The 14,804-nt window shown below is 72.4% G+C and carries 13 protein-coding genes and 1 pseudogene; 4 read left to right on the forward strand and 10 right to left on the reverse strand.

The window, feature by feature from the left end:
• Positions 1-32: 32 nt before the first annotated feature.
• The 5 genes and pseudogenes from ABZ860_RS29610 to ABZ860_RS29630 form a co-directional block, all read right to left on the reverse strand.
• A complete protein-coding gene (locus ABZ860_RS29610; RefSeq protein ID WP_357226153.1) occupies positions 33-167 on the reverse strand; it encodes a GntR family transcriptional regulator in 135 nt (44 codons plus the stop codon).
• Between the two features lie 187 nt (positions 168-354).
• Positions 355-603: pseudogene (locus tag ABZ860_RS29615) on the reverse strand (GntR family transcriptional regulator); the annotation flags it as partial.
• The gene (locus tag ABZ860_RS29620; RefSeq protein ID WP_357226156.1) at positions 569-1,048 is read right to left on the reverse strand and encodes a GntR family transcriptional regulator; all 480 of its coding nucleotides are present in this window, start codon (positions 1,046-1,048) and stop codon (positions 569-571) included. The pseudogene ABZ860_RS29615 and the gene ABZ860_RS29620, both read right to left, overlap by 35 nt.
• Positions 1,049-1,142: 94 nt before the next feature.
• On the reverse strand, positions 1,143-1,820 hold the full coding sequence (radC, locus tag ABZ860_RS29625) for a DNA repair protein RadC (RefSeq protein ID WP_357226157.1): 678 nt from the start codon (positions 1,818-1,820) through the stop codon (positions 1,143-1,145).
• A 52-nt stretch (positions 1,821-1,872) separates the two neighbouring features.
• Positions 1,873-2,610: a GntR family transcriptional regulator gene (locus ABZ860_RS29630; RefSeq protein WP_079315738.1), complete on the reverse strand. Its 738-nt coding sequence runs from the start codon at positions 2,608-2,610 to the stop codon at positions 1,873-1,875.
• Between the two features lie 221 nt (positions 2,611-2,831).
• On the opposite strand from ABZ860_RS29630, the gene ABZ860_RS29635 reads away from it, so the two are divergent.
• The 4 genes from ABZ860_RS29635 to ABZ860_RS29650 all read left to right on the forward strand — a co-directional run bounded on the left by ABZ860_RS29635 (position 2,832) and on the right by ABZ860_RS29650 (position 6,583).
• On the forward strand, positions 2,832-3,044 hold the full coding sequence (locus ABZ860_RS29635) for a hypothetical protein (protein WP_357226159.1): 213 nt from the start codon (positions 2,832-2,834) through the stop codon (positions 3,042-3,044).
• A 284-nt stretch (positions 3,045-3,328) separates the two neighbouring features.
• A complete protein-coding gene (dapA, locus tag ABZ860_RS29640; RefSeq protein WP_357226161.1) occupies positions 3,329-4,243 on the forward strand; it encodes a 4-hydroxy-tetrahydrodipicolinate synthase in 915 nt (304 codons plus the stop codon).
• Positions 4,244-4,350: 107 nt separating this feature from the next.
• The gene (locus ABZ860_RS29645) at positions 4,351-6,036 is read left to right on the forward strand and encodes a ribonuclease J (protein ID WP_357226163.1); all 1,686 of its coding nucleotides are present in this window, start codon (positions 4,351-4,353) and stop codon (positions 6,034-6,036) included.
• A 49-nt stretch (positions 6,037-6,085) separates the two neighbouring features.
• Positions 6,086-6,583, forward strand: coding sequence for a DUF402 domain-containing protein (locus ABZ860_RS29650; RefSeq protein ID WP_357226166.1), 498 nt, complete (start codon positions 6,086-6,088; stop codon positions 6,581-6,583).
• Between the two features lie 6 nt (positions 6,584-6,589).
• Here ABZ860_RS29650 and ABZ860_RS29655 read toward each other — a convergent pair whose 3' ends face one another.
• The 5 genes from ABZ860_RS29655 to ABZ860_RS29675 are packed head-to-tail and all read right to left on the reverse strand — an operon-like array spanning position 6,590 to position 14,738.
• Positions 6,590-8,128 (reverse strand): DHA2 family efflux MFS transporter permease subunit, encoded by a 1,539-nt coding sequence (locus tag ABZ860_RS29655; RefSeq protein WP_357226169.1) that lies wholly within the window; start codon positions 8,126-8,128, stop codon positions 6,590-6,592.
• Positions 8,129-8,159: 31 nt separating this feature from the next.
• Entirely contained in the window at positions 8,160-11,402 is a 3,243-nt protein-coding gene (locus ABZ860_RS29660) for a BTAD domain-containing putative transcriptional regulator (protein WP_357226170.1), read from the reverse strand.
• A gap of 47 nt (positions 11,403-11,449) precedes the next feature.
• Positions 11,450-12,571: a hypothetical protein gene (locus ABZ860_RS29665; RefSeq protein WP_357226172.1), complete on the reverse strand. Its 1,122-nt coding sequence runs from the start codon at positions 12,569-12,571 to the stop codon at positions 11,450-11,452.
• Positions 12,568-13,827 carry a glucarate dehydratase family protein gene (locus ABZ860_RS29670; protein ID WP_357226175.1) on the reverse strand — a complete coding sequence of 420 codons (1,260 nt, stop codon included), beginning with the start codon at positions 13,825-13,827 and terminating at the stop codon, positions 12,568-12,570. Before ABZ860_RS29670 ends, ABZ860_RS29665 begins: the two co-directional genes overlap by 4 nt.
• Before the next feature lie 8 nt (positions 13,828-13,835).
• Entirely contained in the window at positions 13,836-14,738 is a 903-nt protein-coding gene (locus ABZ860_RS29675; protein ID WP_357226177.1) for a 5-dehydro-4-deoxyglucarate dehydratase, read from the reverse strand.
• Positions 14,739-14,804 lie beyond the last annotated feature (66 nt).

Consider the following 14,804-nt stretch of genomic DNA (forward strand, 5'->3'; position numbering starts at 1 on the left):
CGGTGCCGCCCGCTCTGGGTGCCCGCCAGGATTCAGCTCTGCGGCCAGTTCTCCGGCGGGGACACATAGGTTCCGCGATGGGGGACGGTGTAGACCCAGCCTTCGGCCCGCAGGGTGGCCATGGCCTGACGTATGGTCATCCTGGCCACTCCGTACGACTGCGTCATCAGGGTCTCGCTGGGGACCGGCCTGCGCGGTGAGATCTCCGCGGCGGATGCGGCCGATGACGTCGTCGGCGATCTCCCGATACAACGGCGTTCTCCGCGCTTCCCGGGAGGCCTCACCGGGCCGCCCGACAAAGGTGCCCTGGCCCTGCACGGTGTAGACCAAGCCTTCCCTGCACAGCGCCTTGACCGCCCGCCGAGCGGTGGTGCGGGCCACGCCGAACTCGCGCTGTATGGCGGTCTCGCTGGGCACGGACGCTCCCGGCCGTAGCTGTTGGAGTCGCTTCCGCAGAATCGCGGCAATTTGAAGGTAGAGGTGGGTGTCGCCGTCGTGGTCCAGCACGAGCTCACGGTAGACATCACGGCGGCGCCGCGATCGCCTCGGCGAGCAAGCTGTGGATAAGTCAGCTTTGCGGCCAGTTCTCTGGCGGGGACACATAGGTTCCGCGATGCGGGACGGTGAACACCCATCCCTGCTTACGAAGGAAATCCACGGCGTTGCGAGCGGTGGCCTTGGCGACGCCGTACTGCTTCATCAGTGCCTTCTCCGGCGGGATGCGCCGATTGGGCAGGAACACACCACTGCGGATCTGATCGCGGATCTCAGCCGCTATGCGCTGGTAGACCGGCGTCCGTTCGGCTGACCGTGGAGTGCCCGGCTGTCCGACGAACGTTCCTTCGCCTTGAACGGTATAGACGAGCCCCTGCTCGCGAAGCTCTCGGGTGACGCGTCGTGCCGTGAGACGGGCGATGCCGTATTCGGCTTCCAGTTCCGTCTCGCTCGGAACGGCGTCACCCGGCTCCAACTCGCCGTGATCGATCTGCTCACGGATGATCTCGGCGATCTGTTTGTAGATCGGCACCGGACCGTCGCGATCAATCATGAGGGAATGATAGACGAAACCGGACGTCTATCTACAAAGCAGACAACTTCTACCGCAATGTATAGGTGCAGTAGACCGCTATAACTAATATGGTCTACAGGTCGTCAAGCCGGCCGTCAGGCGCGATCCGGCGCCAGGCGGTGTCGGTGACGATCACGTGGTCGAGGAAGCGGAGGCCGACGGTGTCGGCGGCCTCGTGGAGGCGGGCCGTGACCTCGACGTCGGCGGGGCTGGGGTCGAGCGATCCGCTCGGGTGGTTGTGGGCGAGGCCGAAGGCGGCCCCGCCGGAGAGGAGGACGGTCGTGACGATGTCGCGGACGGGCGCGGGGGTGTGGTCGCTGCCGCCCTCGGTGACCACGGTGCGGCGCAGCACCGCGCCGCGGCCGTCGCACACGACCACGACGAGCCGCTCGCGCGGCTGTCCGTGCAGCAGGGGAGCGGCAGCCGAAGCGATGTCGGCCGAGCAGGTGATCCGGCTTCGCTCCGGCTCCGCCTGGGCCCGCCGTACGAGGTGGAACGCGGCCGCCACGCGGGCGGCCTTGGCGGGGCCCACACCGGGGACGGCGAGTAGCCGATGGGCCTCGGAGCGGGCCAGCTCCCCGAGGTCGCCGCAGTGGGCGATGAGCTGGGAGGCGAGTTCGACGGCGCTCACGCCCCTGCTGCCCGAGCCGAGCAGCAGGGCGAGCAACTCCCTGTCGGCGAGCGCCGCGGCTCCCGACGCCAGCAGCCGCTCACGCGGCTGGTCGGCCAGGGGCATGTCCTTGACGCGCATCGGCACCTCCGGATGGGGGATCCGGATCGGTTGTACCAGTGGGCACCGACAGTCAGAGGGGGCTGGGAATGCCGTAGACCAGGCGGAATCGGTCGCCGGGCACCACGGCGTCGCTGGTCTCCACCGGTCGCTCCCCGGCCCAGTACGTGCGCTCGATCTGGAGCACCTGGACGCCGGCGGGCAGCTCCAGCAGGTCGCTCTCGGTCGGCTGGGGGACACGGATGAGCACGGTCTCGCTGATCTCGGTGAGCGGCAGGCCACTCGCCGCGAGCCGGAAGGCCGCGCTCCTGCGTTCGTACGTGCCCTCCTCGGGCGCCTGGCTCTGCCCGGGCTCGACCGGTTCGTACGACGTGAGCAACTGCACCGGGCGGCCGTCCCCCCGGAAGACGTAGCGGGTCCTGATCACCGGGCTGCACTCTCCGACGCGCAACCGGTGGGCGATGTCGGGAGGGGCGTCGGCGAGCTCGCTGCGCCAGCTCCAGCTGGGTTGCCGCCCGCCCGCCTGCATGTCGCTGGCGAAGGCGGCATGCGGTTCGGGGAGGCGGCTGCGGTGGAGCGGGAGCAGGATCGGTTTCTCCCGCACCCGGTGCCCGGAGCCCACGCGGCCGATGATGAGGCCCTCCTGGGCGAGCACGCGCAGCGCGTGGCGGGCGGCCGTCTCTCCGACGCTGTACTTCCGGGTGATCTGGTGCCGCGAGGGGATCGGTGCGCCCGGGGGGAGCGTGCCATCGACGATCTGGCGGCGAATGTCCTCGACTACGCGCAGGTAGACCGGATCAGAGTTTGCCATCAATCCATCCCTGAGGGGGTGACGGGTCCTCCAAATCTTGGCGTATTCGCCGGGCGACCGAGAGTGACGGAGATGGCCTGTGACTCCAACTTTGCCTGGTGAAAGGGCTGCTAATGGGTGATTGTGCCGCTAAGCGGCCAGGTGCCGATATTCCCCTCCCGCCGCCCTATCACGGCATCCATGCCAGCCCTCCCCGAGACGGCCACAAGAAGATCGACTGGATGAAGCCCACCAACCGCAGCGATCGCGTGCGGGTGCGCCGCCACACATGCGAGTGCAAGGCGACGATCTACGAGCTGTGCGCGGCGGGCGGGCTGTTGTTCATCCGGCGGACGACACGGGGCAAGAAGGTGGAGATCCGCGAGACCGAGCGGCTCGTCGCGGCGCGGATGGAGGAGCTGTGGGTGAGGCTCCTCTCCGGCGAGGTCCACTGATCGAGGCCGCCCGGCGGCGGTCAGGACGGGCGAGGGGGTGCCAGGGGGCGACGGGGGTGCAGGAGGCGCAGAAGCCGCAGTTGCCAGCCTTCCGGAAAAATTTCGCCAGCGGCGTGTAACGTCCGCGTAAGGCGCGGCGATTCCCGGTTAGAGGTCGCTGATGTGTGTACCCCCGAGCACATATCGGCGGCCTCTTCCGTTACCGGCGGCGCCCGCGGGGCCGTACTGGACATAACGGGGTGGCGAGGTCCATCACTCCTGCGGATCCGGGTACCGTTCGGTCTATGGCATCGCCTACTGGAACCTCCGACGCCCCCTTCGGCCGCATGCTGACCGCGATGGTCACGCCGTTCACCTCTGACGGCGCCGTCGATTACGAGGGCGTCCAGCGGCTCGCCGCCTATCTCGTGGACGAGCAGCGCAACGACGGCCTGGTCGTCAGCGGCACCACGGGGGAGTCCCCCACCACCTCAGACGAGGAGAAGGACCGCATCCTCCGCGCGGTCGTCGAGGCCGTGGGCGACCGGGCCACCGTCGTGGCCGGTGCCGGCACCAACGACACACGGCACAGCGTCGAGCTGGCAAAGGCCGCCGAGCGCGCGGGTGCGCACGGTCTCCTGGTGGTGACCCCCTACTACAACAAACCGCCGCAGGAGGGCCTGCTCCGGCACTTCACGGCCGTCGCGGACGCGACCGGCCTTCCGGTGATGCTGTACGACATCCCCGGCCGCGCGGGGGTGCCCATCACGATCGAGACCCTGTTCCGGCTGGCCGAGCACCCGCGCATCGCCGCCGTCAAGGACGCCAAGGGCGACCTGTTCGCGGGCTCGCAGGTGATGGCCTCCACCGACCTCGTCTTCTACTCCGGCGACGACCTGCTGAACCTGCCGTGGCTTTCGGTCGGCGCGGCGGGATACGTCAGCGTGGTGGGCCATGTGGTGGGCGCCGAGCTGGCCTCGATGGCCGACTCCTACCGGTCGGGCGACGTCGAGAACGCACTGGCCGTCCACCGCCGGCTCCTTCCGGTGGTCTCGGCGATCATGACGCGCACCCAGGGGGCGATCATGGTCAAGGCGGCGTTGAAGCTGGTGGGCCAGGACGCCGGGTGGGTCCGGCCGCCGCTCGTGGACGCCACGGAGGAGCAGGTGACAGCGCTTCGGGAGGACCTCATCACGGGGGGCCTCAAGCTTGTGGATTAGATCAGCAGATGGAGCCGAATGAGCGACTTGACCAGAAGAAACGACGATAGGGGAGCACACCAGGGCGGCGAGCGGCCCCAGGACGAGCACGGGGCGGAGGTCGCAGAATGAGTCATCCGCATCCCGAACTCGGGCCGCCTCCGCCGCTGCCGGAAAACGGCCTGCGCATCGTCGCGCTGGGCGGACTCGGCGAGATCGGCCGCAACATGGCGGTGTTCGAGTACGAGGGCCGCCTGCTCGTGGTGGACTGCGGTGTGCTGTTCCCCGAGCCGGACCAGCCGGGCGTCGATCTCATCCTGCCCGACTTCGACTACATACGGGGGCGGCTCGACGACATCGAGGCGCTCGTGCTCACGCACGCCCACGAGGACCACATCGGCGCGGTGCCGTACCTGCTGCGCGAGCGGCGCGACATCCCGGTCGTGGGCTCGCGGCTGACGCTCGGGCTCATCGAGAGCAAGCTGACCGAGCACCGGATGCAGCCGGTCACGGTCGAGGTGATCGAGGGCGAGCGGCGCTCGTTCGGGCCGTTCGAGTGCGAGTTCGTCTCGGTGAACCACTCGATCCCCGACGCGCTGGCCGTGGCGATCCGCACCCCGGCGGGCCTCGTCCTGCACACCGGCGACTTCAAGATGGACCAGCTTCCGCTGGACGGACGGCTGACCGACCTCGGGGCGTTCGCCCGGCTCGGGGCCGAGGGCGTCGACCTGCTGATGTCCGACTCCACCAACTCGGAGGTGCCGGGCTTCGTCACCAGCGAGCGGGAGATCGCGCCGGTCATCGACGACGTCTTCCGCAGCGCGTCCAAGCGGATCATCGTGGCGAGCTTCGCCTCGCACATCCACCGCGTCCAGCAGATCATGGACGCGGCCGAGAAGCACGGCCGCAAGGTCGCGCTCATCGGCAGGTCCATGGTCCGCAACATGGGCGTGGCGCGCGAACTCGGCTACCTGAAGGTGCCCGGGGGCCTGCTCGTGGACTCCAGGGAGATCGAGGAGTGGCCGCCGGAGGACGTGGTGCTGATCTGCACCGGATCCCAGGGCGAGCCGATGGCCGCGCTGTCGCGCATGGCCAACCGCGACCACCCGATCAGGATCGCCGAGGGCGACACCGTCCTGCTCGCCTCGTCGCTCGTGCCGGGCAACGAGACGGCGGTCAGCAAGGTCATCAACGGCCTCAACCGCTGGGGCGCGCGGGTGGTCCACAAGGGCAACGCGCGGGTGCACGTCTCCGGCCACGCCGCCGCGGGCGAGCTGCTGTACGTGCTCAACCTCACCAAGCCGTCCAACTTCATGCCGGTGCACGGGGAGTGGCGGCACCTGCGGGCGCACGCCAGGCTGGCCGAGCTGACCGGCGTCCCCCGGGAGAACATCGTGATCGCCGAGGACGGCGTGGTCGTGGACCTCGTCGACGGCCAGGCGAGGATCACCGGCGCGGTCCCGTGCGGATACGTCTTCGTGGACGGCACCTCGGTGGGCGACATCACCGACGTGGCGCTCAAGGACCGGCGCATCCTGGGCGACGAGGGGTTCATCTCCATCGTCGTCGTCGTGGACTCCACCACCGGGAAGCTCACCGGCGGACCGGAGATCACCGCGCGCGGCTCGGGCATCGACCCCGACGCGTTCGACGCGGTCGTCCCGCAGATAGAGGCCGCGCTGCAGGAGGTCGCCGCGTCCGGTGTGGCCGACGAGATGCAGATCCGCAGGACCATCCGGCGTACGGTGGGCCGCTGGGTGAGCGACACCTACCGCCGCCGCCCGATGATCATTCCGGTGGTCGTCGAGGTCTGACCGGTAATCCCGTTGAACTCGGAGACGGGCGTGGCGTAGCGTCCCGCCCGTGTCCGAGGTGAGGATCATCTACCGCAAGTACGGCGGATCGCTCCATTGGCACCACCACGCGCGCGTGCTGGGCGAGGACGAGCACGGAGTCTGGGTCGGCTGTCCCTCCGGGATGGTCGCCCAGCGGGGGCACGAGCGCCCCACGGTCTTCGAGTTCGCGTCCGTCATCCTGTTCCCCCGCGACGCGTGGTGGACGGCGGCGTTCAACGCGCCGCCGCACAAGGCCGAGATCTACTGCGACATCACGACGGTCCCCGTCCGCGGCGACGCCCGGATCACGATGGTCGACCTCGATCTCGACGTGCTCCGGATGCGCGACGGACGGCTGATCCTGGACGACGAGGACGAGTTCGCCGAGCACCAGGTGCGGTACGCCTACCCGGAGGAGATCATTCGGCAGGCGGAGCGGTCGGCCGCCTGGCTGATGGAGGCCGTGGGCGCGCGCACCGGCCCCTTCGGCGGCGCCCACGACCGCTGGCTGTCCCAGGTCACCTGACCGGGATCACGTTGCCGGGACCGGCTCGGGCTCGTCGACGGTCTCCGGGATCACCTTGGGCACGCCGCGCAGCGCGAACGGCACGGCGACCGCGAGCACGAGCAGGATGGCCGCGCCGGTCAGCACGGTCACGTGGATGCCCTCGACGAACGCCTGCCGAGCGGCCCGGGCGACGGCCCCCGCGGTGTCGCCCGGGAGCCCGGCGGCGACCTTCAGCGCGCCCGCGAGCGTGTCGCGGGCCTCGGCCGCCGCGCCGCCGGGCAGCCCGGGCGGAAGCACAAGGCCGCTGCGGTAGGCGCTGGTCAGCACGGTGCCGAGCACGGCGATGCCGAGCGCGCCGCCCATCTCGTGGGCGGTCTCCGAGATCGCGCTCGCCGCGCCGGCCCGCTCCTTGGGCACCGAGGCGAGCAGCGTGTCACCGGTCACCGCGAACGTGAAGCCCATCCCGACGCCCTGAATGATCATGGCGACGAGCATGTAGAGGTAGGGCGTCTCGGTGTCGATCCGGCTGAACAGGATGAACCCGATCGCGGTCAGCACCAGCCCGAGGCTGACGACCGGCCCGCGGCCCCACCGGTGCACGAGCACCCCGGACAGCGCGCCGCCGAGGCCCCCGGCGAGGCCGCCCGGCATGCCGGCGAGCCCTGCGGTCAGCGGCGACCAGCCCATGACGAGCTGGAAGTACTGGGCGAAGACCACCGACATGGCGAGCATCGCGAAGACCGCGACCAGTTCGGCGCCGACCGTGGCCGCGAACGCCCGCCGCCGGAACAGCGCCACGTCGATCAGCGGCTCGGCCAGCCGGGTCTGCCTGCGGACGAACACGACCAGCGCGGCGACCGCGACCACCGCCGCGACGATCACGGGGGCCTGCGCGACGCCGCCGGTGGTGGCCTCCTTCATCGCGTAGATCAGGCCGAGCACGCCCACGGCGGACAGCGGGACGCTGAGGAGGTCGAGCCGTCCGGGACGAGGGTTGCGCGACTCGGGCAGCACGACGAGCCCGGCGATCAGGACGGCCACGACGACGGGAACGTTGATCAGGAAGACCGAGCCCCACCAGAAGTGGTCGAGCATCAGGCCGCCGACGATCGGCCCGAGGGCGAACCCGATCGCACCCACGCTGCTCCAGATGCCGACCGCGGTGGTCCGCTCCTTCGGGTCGGGGAACACGTTGCGGATCAGCGACAGCGTCGAGGGCATGATCGTCGCGCCGGCGACGCCGAGCAGGGCCCGGGCGGCGATCAGCAGCGGCGCGTCCGGCGCGTACGCCGTCAGCACCGAGGTCGCGCCGAAGGCGGCCAAGCCGGTGAGCAGCAGCCGCCTGCGCCCGATCCGGTCGCCGAGGTTGCCCATGGTGACGAGCAGCGCGGCCAGCGCGAAGCCGTAGATGTCGGCGATCCACAGCAACTGGGTGGCCGAGGGGGCGAGGTCCTCGCCGAGCTTCGGCAGGGCGAGGTGCAGCACGGTGAGATCGAGGGACAGCAGGAGCATGGCCAGGCAGGCGATGACCAGTGTGCCCCATTTGCGGGAGGTGTCGTTCATGGCCGTCAGCGTGCGCGCGGGCGCTGACGGCTCACCCACCGAGCGCTGACAGGTGCCCTTCGACGATGGTCAGCGCCGCCGCATCCGTGTCCGCGGTGATCGCCATCCGCTCGCGCGCGTACGCCCTGCCCTGGCCGTACGCCCGGTCGAACGCGTCGCCGCCGAGGGCGGCCCGGGAGCCCGCCTCGACCCGGGCGACGTCCGGGTCGCCCGCGGCCGGAGCCCCGCGCAGGGCGGCGCCCACGCCCAGCAGCCACGCGGACCGCCCGGGATCCCCCTCCAGCAGCGCGACGCCGGCGACTCCCTCCGCGACCGCGGCGGTCATCCCGAAGCTGCGGCGGGTGCCGGGCACGGTGGTGAGGGCGCGGCGGTGCCACGCCAGCGCCTCGGCGGCCGACTCGGAGTTCTGCGCGGCCCAGCCGAGCGCGAGGTAGACACGTGAGCGCGTCTCCTCGACGTTGAACCACGCGGTCGTGCACTCCGCCAGGGCCGCCTCGTACCGGCGCCGGGCTCCGGCCAGGTCGCCGTCCAGCCTGGCGAGCTCGCCGAGCCCGAGGAGCGCCGCGGCGAGCACCTCCGGGGCGCCCGCGCGGCGGGACAGCGCGGCGGCGCGGTCGTAGTCGTCTTTCGCGGCGTCCACGCGTCCGGAGCGCATCCGTGCCCAGGCGCGCCGGCAGAGGGTCTCCGCGACGTCCGACGTCGCGCCGAGCCGCTCGGCCAGCTCAAGAGCCTCGTTCACCAGCGCCTCGACCTGTTCGTGGTCTCCCCGCCGGTCGGCGACGTCCGCCACCGCGGACAGGATGATCACCAGGACCCACAGGTCGCCGATGGAACGGGCCTCGCGGAGCGCTTCGGTGAGCTCCTGTTCCGCCTCCGCGAGCCGGCCGTCGAACATCTTCAGGTACGAGAGGCTGAAGCGGCTGAGCGTTCGCGTCCACGGGTCGTGGGTGAGCGCGTCGAACAGGCCCCCCATGTCATGGAACTCCTCCCGCGGGGGCGGGCCGTTGATCAAGGCGTGCAGGACGAGGAGGAACGGCTGCCGGGGCGGCATGGGCAGGGTGTAGGTCCGCCGGGCGGCCTCGGCCACGCGGGTGTCCAGGCCGGGGCCGCTCATTCCGCCCCAGCCCACGAGGCAGGCGCACACGATGTACTCCTCTTCCAGCCCCTCGGGCGGCGCGGAGCCGATCCTGCCGAGCAACTCGGCGGCCGGCCGGGCCGCCTCCCCACGCAGGCCGCGCAGGATCCAGTAGCCGGCCGTGGCCGACAGCAGCCGCAGCCCGCCCTCCGCGTCACCTGCGCGGGCGGCCCGGCGCAGCGCGGCGGTGAGATTCTCGTACTCGCCGTCCAGCCGGCGCAGCCACTCGATCTGGTCCGGCCCGCGCAGGTGCGGGTCGGCCGTGGTGGCCAGGTCCAGGACGTACGCGAGGTGGGCCTTCCGCATGGGCTCGCTCTCGCCGGCCCCGGCCAGCCGTTCGGCGCAGAACGCGCGGATCGTCTCCAGCATCCGGTAGCGGTCGTCCACCACCTCGACGAATGACTTGTCCACCAGGGAGGCGAGCACGCCGTCGGTGTCGGGCAGGTCGCACACCCGCTCGGCCGCCTCCAGTGTCGCGCCGCCCGCGAAGACCGTCAGGCGCCGCGCGAGCACGCGTTCCGGTTCGTCGAGCAGGTCCCAGCTCCACTCGACGACCGCGCGCAGCGTCCGGTGGCGCGGCTGCGCCGTACGGCTGCCGCGCGACAGCAGCGCGAAGCGAGGAGCGTCGCCCTCCGGTGCCATGTCACCTGCACCGTCATCGGTTCCGAGACGGGCGGCGATCCGGGCCAGGGGCAGCGAGCGCAGCCGCGCGGCGGCCAGCTCGACGGCGAGCGGCAGCCCGTCGAGCGCCCGGCAGATCCGCAGCACGTGCTCGACGTCGCCGGGCGCGAGGACGAAGCCGGGCCGTACGGCGGCCGCCCGCTCGACGAACAGCCGCACGGCCGGATAGGCGAGCGCGTCCTCGACGGCGAGCTCGCCGCCGGGCGGCGGAACCGGCAGCGGGGGAACCGGGCACAGGCGCTCGCCGGTGATGCCGAGCGCCTCCCTGCCGGTGGCCAGCACGCGCAGGGCGGGGCACGCCGCGAGCAACCGGTCGGCGAGCCGGGCCGCCTCCTCCACGACGTGCTCGCAGTTGTCGAGCACCAGCAGCACCGGCCGCAGGGTCAGGGCGGCCACCAGACGGGCGACGGGGTCGGCCGTGACCTGCCGGGCCCCCGGAGTGGGGATGGCCACGGCGGTCTCGCGCAGCCCGAGCGCGCCGAGCACGGCCTGCGGCACGTCGGCGCCGTCGGTGAGCGGGGCCAGTTCCACGAGGCAGACCTCGCCGGGCCACCGGGTGGCCGCCTCGACCGCCAGCCGGGTCTTGCCGGTGCCGCCCGGGCCGGTGAGCGTCACCAGCCGCGCCTCGGCGAGCAGCGCGCCGATGCGCTCCAGCTCGTCGGCCCGGCCCACGAGCGAGGTGAGCGGGGCCGCCCGCGCGCCGGGCGCGGCGGAGGCGGGAGCGAGGGCCGGATCGGAGCGCAGCACCGCGAGGTGGATCGCGGACAGCTCGGCCGACGGGTCGGCGCCCAGCTCGTCGGCGAGGACCCGCCGGGCGTCGTCGTAGAGGGCCAGCGCCTCCGCCGGGCGGCCCGCCGCGTACAGCGCGCGCATGAGCTGCCCGCGCGAGCGCTCCCGCAGCGGGTGCGCGGCGACCCGTTCCTGCAACTCGGGCAGCAGGTCGCGGTGCCGCCCGAGGGCGAGGCCCGCCTCGGCGAGGTCCTCGGCCGCCGACAGGCGCAGCTCCTCCAGCCGGGCCGCCTGCGCGGGCGCGAACGGCGCGTCGGGCACGTCCGCGAGCGCCGGGCCGCGCCACAGCGCGAGGGCCTGGTCGAGCAGACGGGCGGCCCGGGCGGGGTCGCCCGCGTCGAGCGCCCGCCGGCCCTCGGCCGCCAGCCGTTCGAAGCGCGGCGCGTCCACGTCGTCGGGGTCCACCGCCAGCCGGTAGCCCGCCGGTTCCCGTACGACCAGGTCGCCGAGGTGCTGGCGCAGCCGCGACACCTGGGCCTGCAGCGCGTTGGTCGCCCCGGACGGCGGCTGCGCGCCGTACAGGCCGTCGATCAGGCGGTCGGTCGTGACGACCCGCCCCGCGTTGAGGAGCAGCAGGCCGAGCAGCGCCCGCAGCCCCGGCCCGCCGACCGGGACCGGGCGGCCGCCGTCGGGCCGGGCCTCCGTGGGGCCGAGGATGCCGAACCGCATGGTCATGATTGTCCCGCATCGCCCGGCCCTGTGCGGAGCGGTGCGGCTCAGCGGCTGATAGCCTCCGTGATCGCCTTCAGCCGGGCCGCGGAGGCGAGGCCGCCGTGATACCAGTGGATCTCGGCGGCGCCGGCCGCCGTGTAGGCATCGGCCAGGAACGACAGCGCCGCGCCGTCCGCCGGGCGCGGGGGCAGGGCCAGCACGTACGCGCCCACGCGGGGGCCGAGCCGGCCGAGCGCGCGCAGCCCGGCCTCGTCCACCTCGGGGGCGTTCCAGCAGTTGCCGACGAGCAGGTCGACGTCCACCCCCTCGGGGACGGTCGCGAACGGGCCGGTCGCCCACGGGTCGGCGTTGGCGTGCAGGGCGATCTTCAGGTCCGGCCGCACCGCCCTGGCCTCGGCCAGCAGCAGGTCGCGCAGCTCGCCCGCGAGGCCCGTGCGCAGGCCGCGCATCGCGCCGGCCAGGTCGCCGAGCGCGTCCTCGACCGAGCCCGGCGCGCCGTCCACGCCGGCCCGCACCCGCGCGCGGACCTCGGCGACGTCCAGCCCGGCCGCCTCGTAGCGGCGCAGGCAGGCCGCGCAGAAGCACAGCGACAGCAGCGCGATCTGCGCGGGCGACCAGTCCGCGCCGTCGGTCTTCTCGTGGTGGCCGCCGTGGCGGAAACCGAGCGCGCCGCACGCCTCCAGGATCAGCGCGTCGGGGTCGCCGGCCTCGACGACCTCGTGGACCAGCGTGCGGCAGTAGTCGCGCACCTCGGCCGCCGCCGGGCACAGCGCGTACGGGTAAAGCTCGCCGAAGGCGTTGGTGACGACCAGGTCGGGGTTGGCCGAGCCGAGCAGCGTGTTGTGGGTCAGGACGGTCCACGCCTGGACCTGCAGGCCGGCGGCGCGCAGGGCGTCCCTGGCCTCCCCGAACGGGTCGGCCGAGTCCATCCACGACGGCGTGCCCGGCACCAGCCGGTTGCCCTTCCACGCCTCCTCGCGTACGGGGACGTAGCAGGCCGCGTGCCGCGCCTCGACCAGCCGGTGGGCCGGATGGGCGGGGGTGGCGGCGCGGGTGGTGTGGTAGGACGCGGCGAGCGCCACCGCGTCGACGCCGAGCGCCTTGAGCCGCGCGGCGGCGCCGGGGTCGCCGACGATGTCCCAGGGGTAGGCGTAGATGACGTTCACCAGCGTGGCCTCCGTGCGGAGAAGGACGGGTCGACGGACCTCATGTACGTCGTGTCGTCGCGGGAGCGGACCCCGCACTTCTCATACTGCTCGTTCATGATTGCGAGGGCGTCGCGGTCGAGTTCCACCCCGAGTCCCGGGCCGTCCGGCACCGGGACCGCGCCGTCCACGAAGCGCAGCGCGCCGGGGGCCACCACGTCCTGGCCGTCCTGCCAGGGGGTGTGGGTGTCGCAGGCGTGGGTGACCGACGGGGTGGCGGCGGCCAGGTGGGTCATCGCGGCGAGGCTGATGCCGAGGTGGGAGTTGGAGTGCATGGACAGCTCGATGCCGAAGGTCTCGCACAACGTGGCGATGTGCGCCGAGCGCACCAGGCCGCCCCAGTAGTGGTGATCGGTCAGCAGCACGCCGATCGCGTTGCGCCGGACGGCCTCGGGCAGGTGCTCGGGGGTGACGACGCACATGTTCGTGGCGAGCGGCATCGGCACCTCGGCGGCGACCCGCGCCATGCCCTCGATGCCCTCGGTCGGGTCCTCCAGGTATTCCAGCACGCCGTCGAGCTCGCGGCCCACCCGGATCGAGGTCTCCACGCTCCACACCGCGTTGGGGTCGAGGCGCAGCGGATGCCCGGGGAAGGCCTCGCGCAGCGCGCGGATCGCCTCGACCTCCTGCTCGGGCGGGTACACGCCGCCCTTGAGTTTGATCGAGCGGAAGCCGTACCGGCCGATCAGCAGGCGGGCCTGCTCGACCACCCCCTCGGGGTCGAGCGCGGCGCCGAAGCCGTCCTCCGGCGCACCCGGATGACCCGCCCACTTGTAGAACAGGTAGGCGCTGTACGGCACGGCGTCGCGCACCCGGCCGCCGAGCAGGTCCACGACGGGCCGGCCCGCCGCCTTGCCGCGGATGTCCAGGCAGGCGACCTCGAAGGGGGAGAAGATCCGGTCGACGGTCTTGGCCCGCGAGGAGGTGCCGGTCAGGCCGTGCAGGTCGGTGACGACGTCGGCCCCGACGAGGCCGGCCACGGTGGCGTACATCGCGTTGTGGCCGTAGACGTCGTGGCCGATCAGCGCCTCGGCGGCGTCGCGCACCCGCACGAGGTGGTCGAGGTCGCCGTAGGTCTCCCCGAGGCCGGTCAGCCCCTCGTCGGTGACGACCTCGACGACCGTGCGCAGCGCCCAGGGCTCGTGGACGCCGGCGGCGTTGAGCAGCGGCGGGTCGCGGAAGGCGACCGGTGTGACGTTGATCTCGCGAATCCTCATCCCGCTCCTCATCCCACGATGTCCAGTCCGGCCGCGATCAGCTTCTCCAGCCGGGCGACGTGCTCGGGGGCCGCGTCGACCAGCGGCGGCCGCACCCGGCCCACGTCGAGGCCGCGCAGGGCGACGCCCGCCTTGACGAGCGAGACGGCGTAGCCGGGCACGAGGTCGCGCAGCTCGACCAGGGGGCGGTAGAAACCGGCGAGCAGGCGCCGGACGAGGTCGTCGTCCCCCGCGGTCACGGCCTTGTGGAAGGCCAGGGCCACCTCGGGGAGGAAGCAGAACACGGCGGAGGAGTACAGGCTCACGCCGATCCCCCGATAGGCGGGCACGGTCATCTCGGCCGTCGGCAGCCCGTTGAAGAAGGTGAAGTCGCGGCCGGTCGCCTCCCTGACGGCGAGCACGATGCGCTGCATGGCGTCGACGTCGCCGAGGCCGTCCTTGAACCCGACGACGTTGGGGATCCCGGTCAGCTCCGCGGCGGCGGCGGGCGTGAAGCGGGCGTTGGCCCGCTGGTAGACGATGATCGGCAGATCGGTGGACGCCGCGACCTCGCGGACGTAGCGCACCAGCCCCTCGGCGGGAGCGCTGACCAGGTAGGGCGGCAGCAGCAGCAGGCCGTCGGCGCCCGCGTCGGCGGCCCTGCGGGCGCACTCGCGGGCGAACGGGAGCGAGCCGCCGGCGCCGGACAGGACGGGGACCCGCCCGTCCGCCGACTCGACGGCGATCCGCACCACCCGCGCGTACTCGTCGATGCCGAGCGCGTTGAACTCGCCCGTGCCGCAGGCGGCGAACACCCCGCCCGCTCCTTCGCTCACCCCTCGGGTCACGTGCGTGGCCAGCACGTCCTCGGCCAGCTCACCGTCGGGACCGAACGGTGTGACCGGAAAGAAGAGAACGCCGTCGAGCTGCATCCGCCCACTCCCTCGATGTCCACATACATGGACAAAGTTCTTCAATATGTCCATGAAGCTAGCCGG

Source organism: Microbispora sp. NPDC046973, from assembly GCF_040644495.1.
In the GTDB taxonomy this organism is placed as follows: Bacteria; Actinomycetota; Actinomycetes; order Streptosporangiales; family Streptosporangiaceae; genus Microbispora.

Excerpts from the sequence above, each read along its gene's own strand:
- ABZ860_RS29635 (WP_357226159.1), top strand. The coding sequence starts at position 2,832 with ATGAAGCCCACCAACCGCAGCGATCGCGTGCGGGTGCGCCGCCACACA.
- radC (WP_357226157.1), bottom strand. The coding sequence starts at position 1,820 with ATGCGCGTCAAGGACATGCCCCTGGCCGACCAGCCGCGTGAGCGGCTG.
- ABZ860_RS29610 (WP_357226153.1), bottom strand. The coding sequence starts at position 167 with ATGACGCAGTCGTACGGAGTGGCCAGGATGACCATACGTCAGGCCATG.
- ABZ860_RS29630 (WP_079315738.1), bottom strand. The coding sequence starts at position 2,610 with ATGGCAAACTCTGATCCGGTCTACCTGCGCGTAGTCGAGGACATTCGC.
- ABZ860_RS29660 (WP_357226170.1), bottom strand. The coding sequence starts at position 11,402 with ATGCGGTTCGGCATCCTCGGCCCCACGGAGGCCCGGCCCGACGGCGGC.
- dapA (WP_357226161.1), top strand. The coding sequence starts at position 3,329 with ATGGCATCGCCTACTGGAACCTCCGACGCCCCCTTCGGCCGCATGCTG.
- ABZ860_RS29655 (WP_357226169.1), bottom strand. The coding sequence starts at position 8,128 with ATGAACGACACCTCCCGCAAATGGGGCACACTGGTCATCGCCTGCCTG.
- ABZ860_RS29620 (WP_357226156.1), bottom strand. The coding sequence starts at position 1,048 with ATGATTGATCGCGACGGTCCGGTGCCGATCTACAAACAGATCGCCGAG.
- ABZ860_RS29645 (WP_357226163.1), top strand. The coding sequence starts at position 4,351 with ATGAGTCATCCGCATCCCGAACTCGGGCCGCCTCCGCCGCTGCCGGAA.
- ABZ860_RS29670 (WP_357226175.1), bottom strand. The coding sequence starts at position 13,827 with ATGAGGATTCGCGAGATCAACGTCACACCGGTCGCCTTCCGCGACCCG.
- ABZ860_RS29675 (WP_357226177.1), bottom strand. The coding sequence starts at position 14,738 with ATGCAGCTCGACGGCGTTCTCTTCTTTCCGGTCACACCGTTCGGTCCC.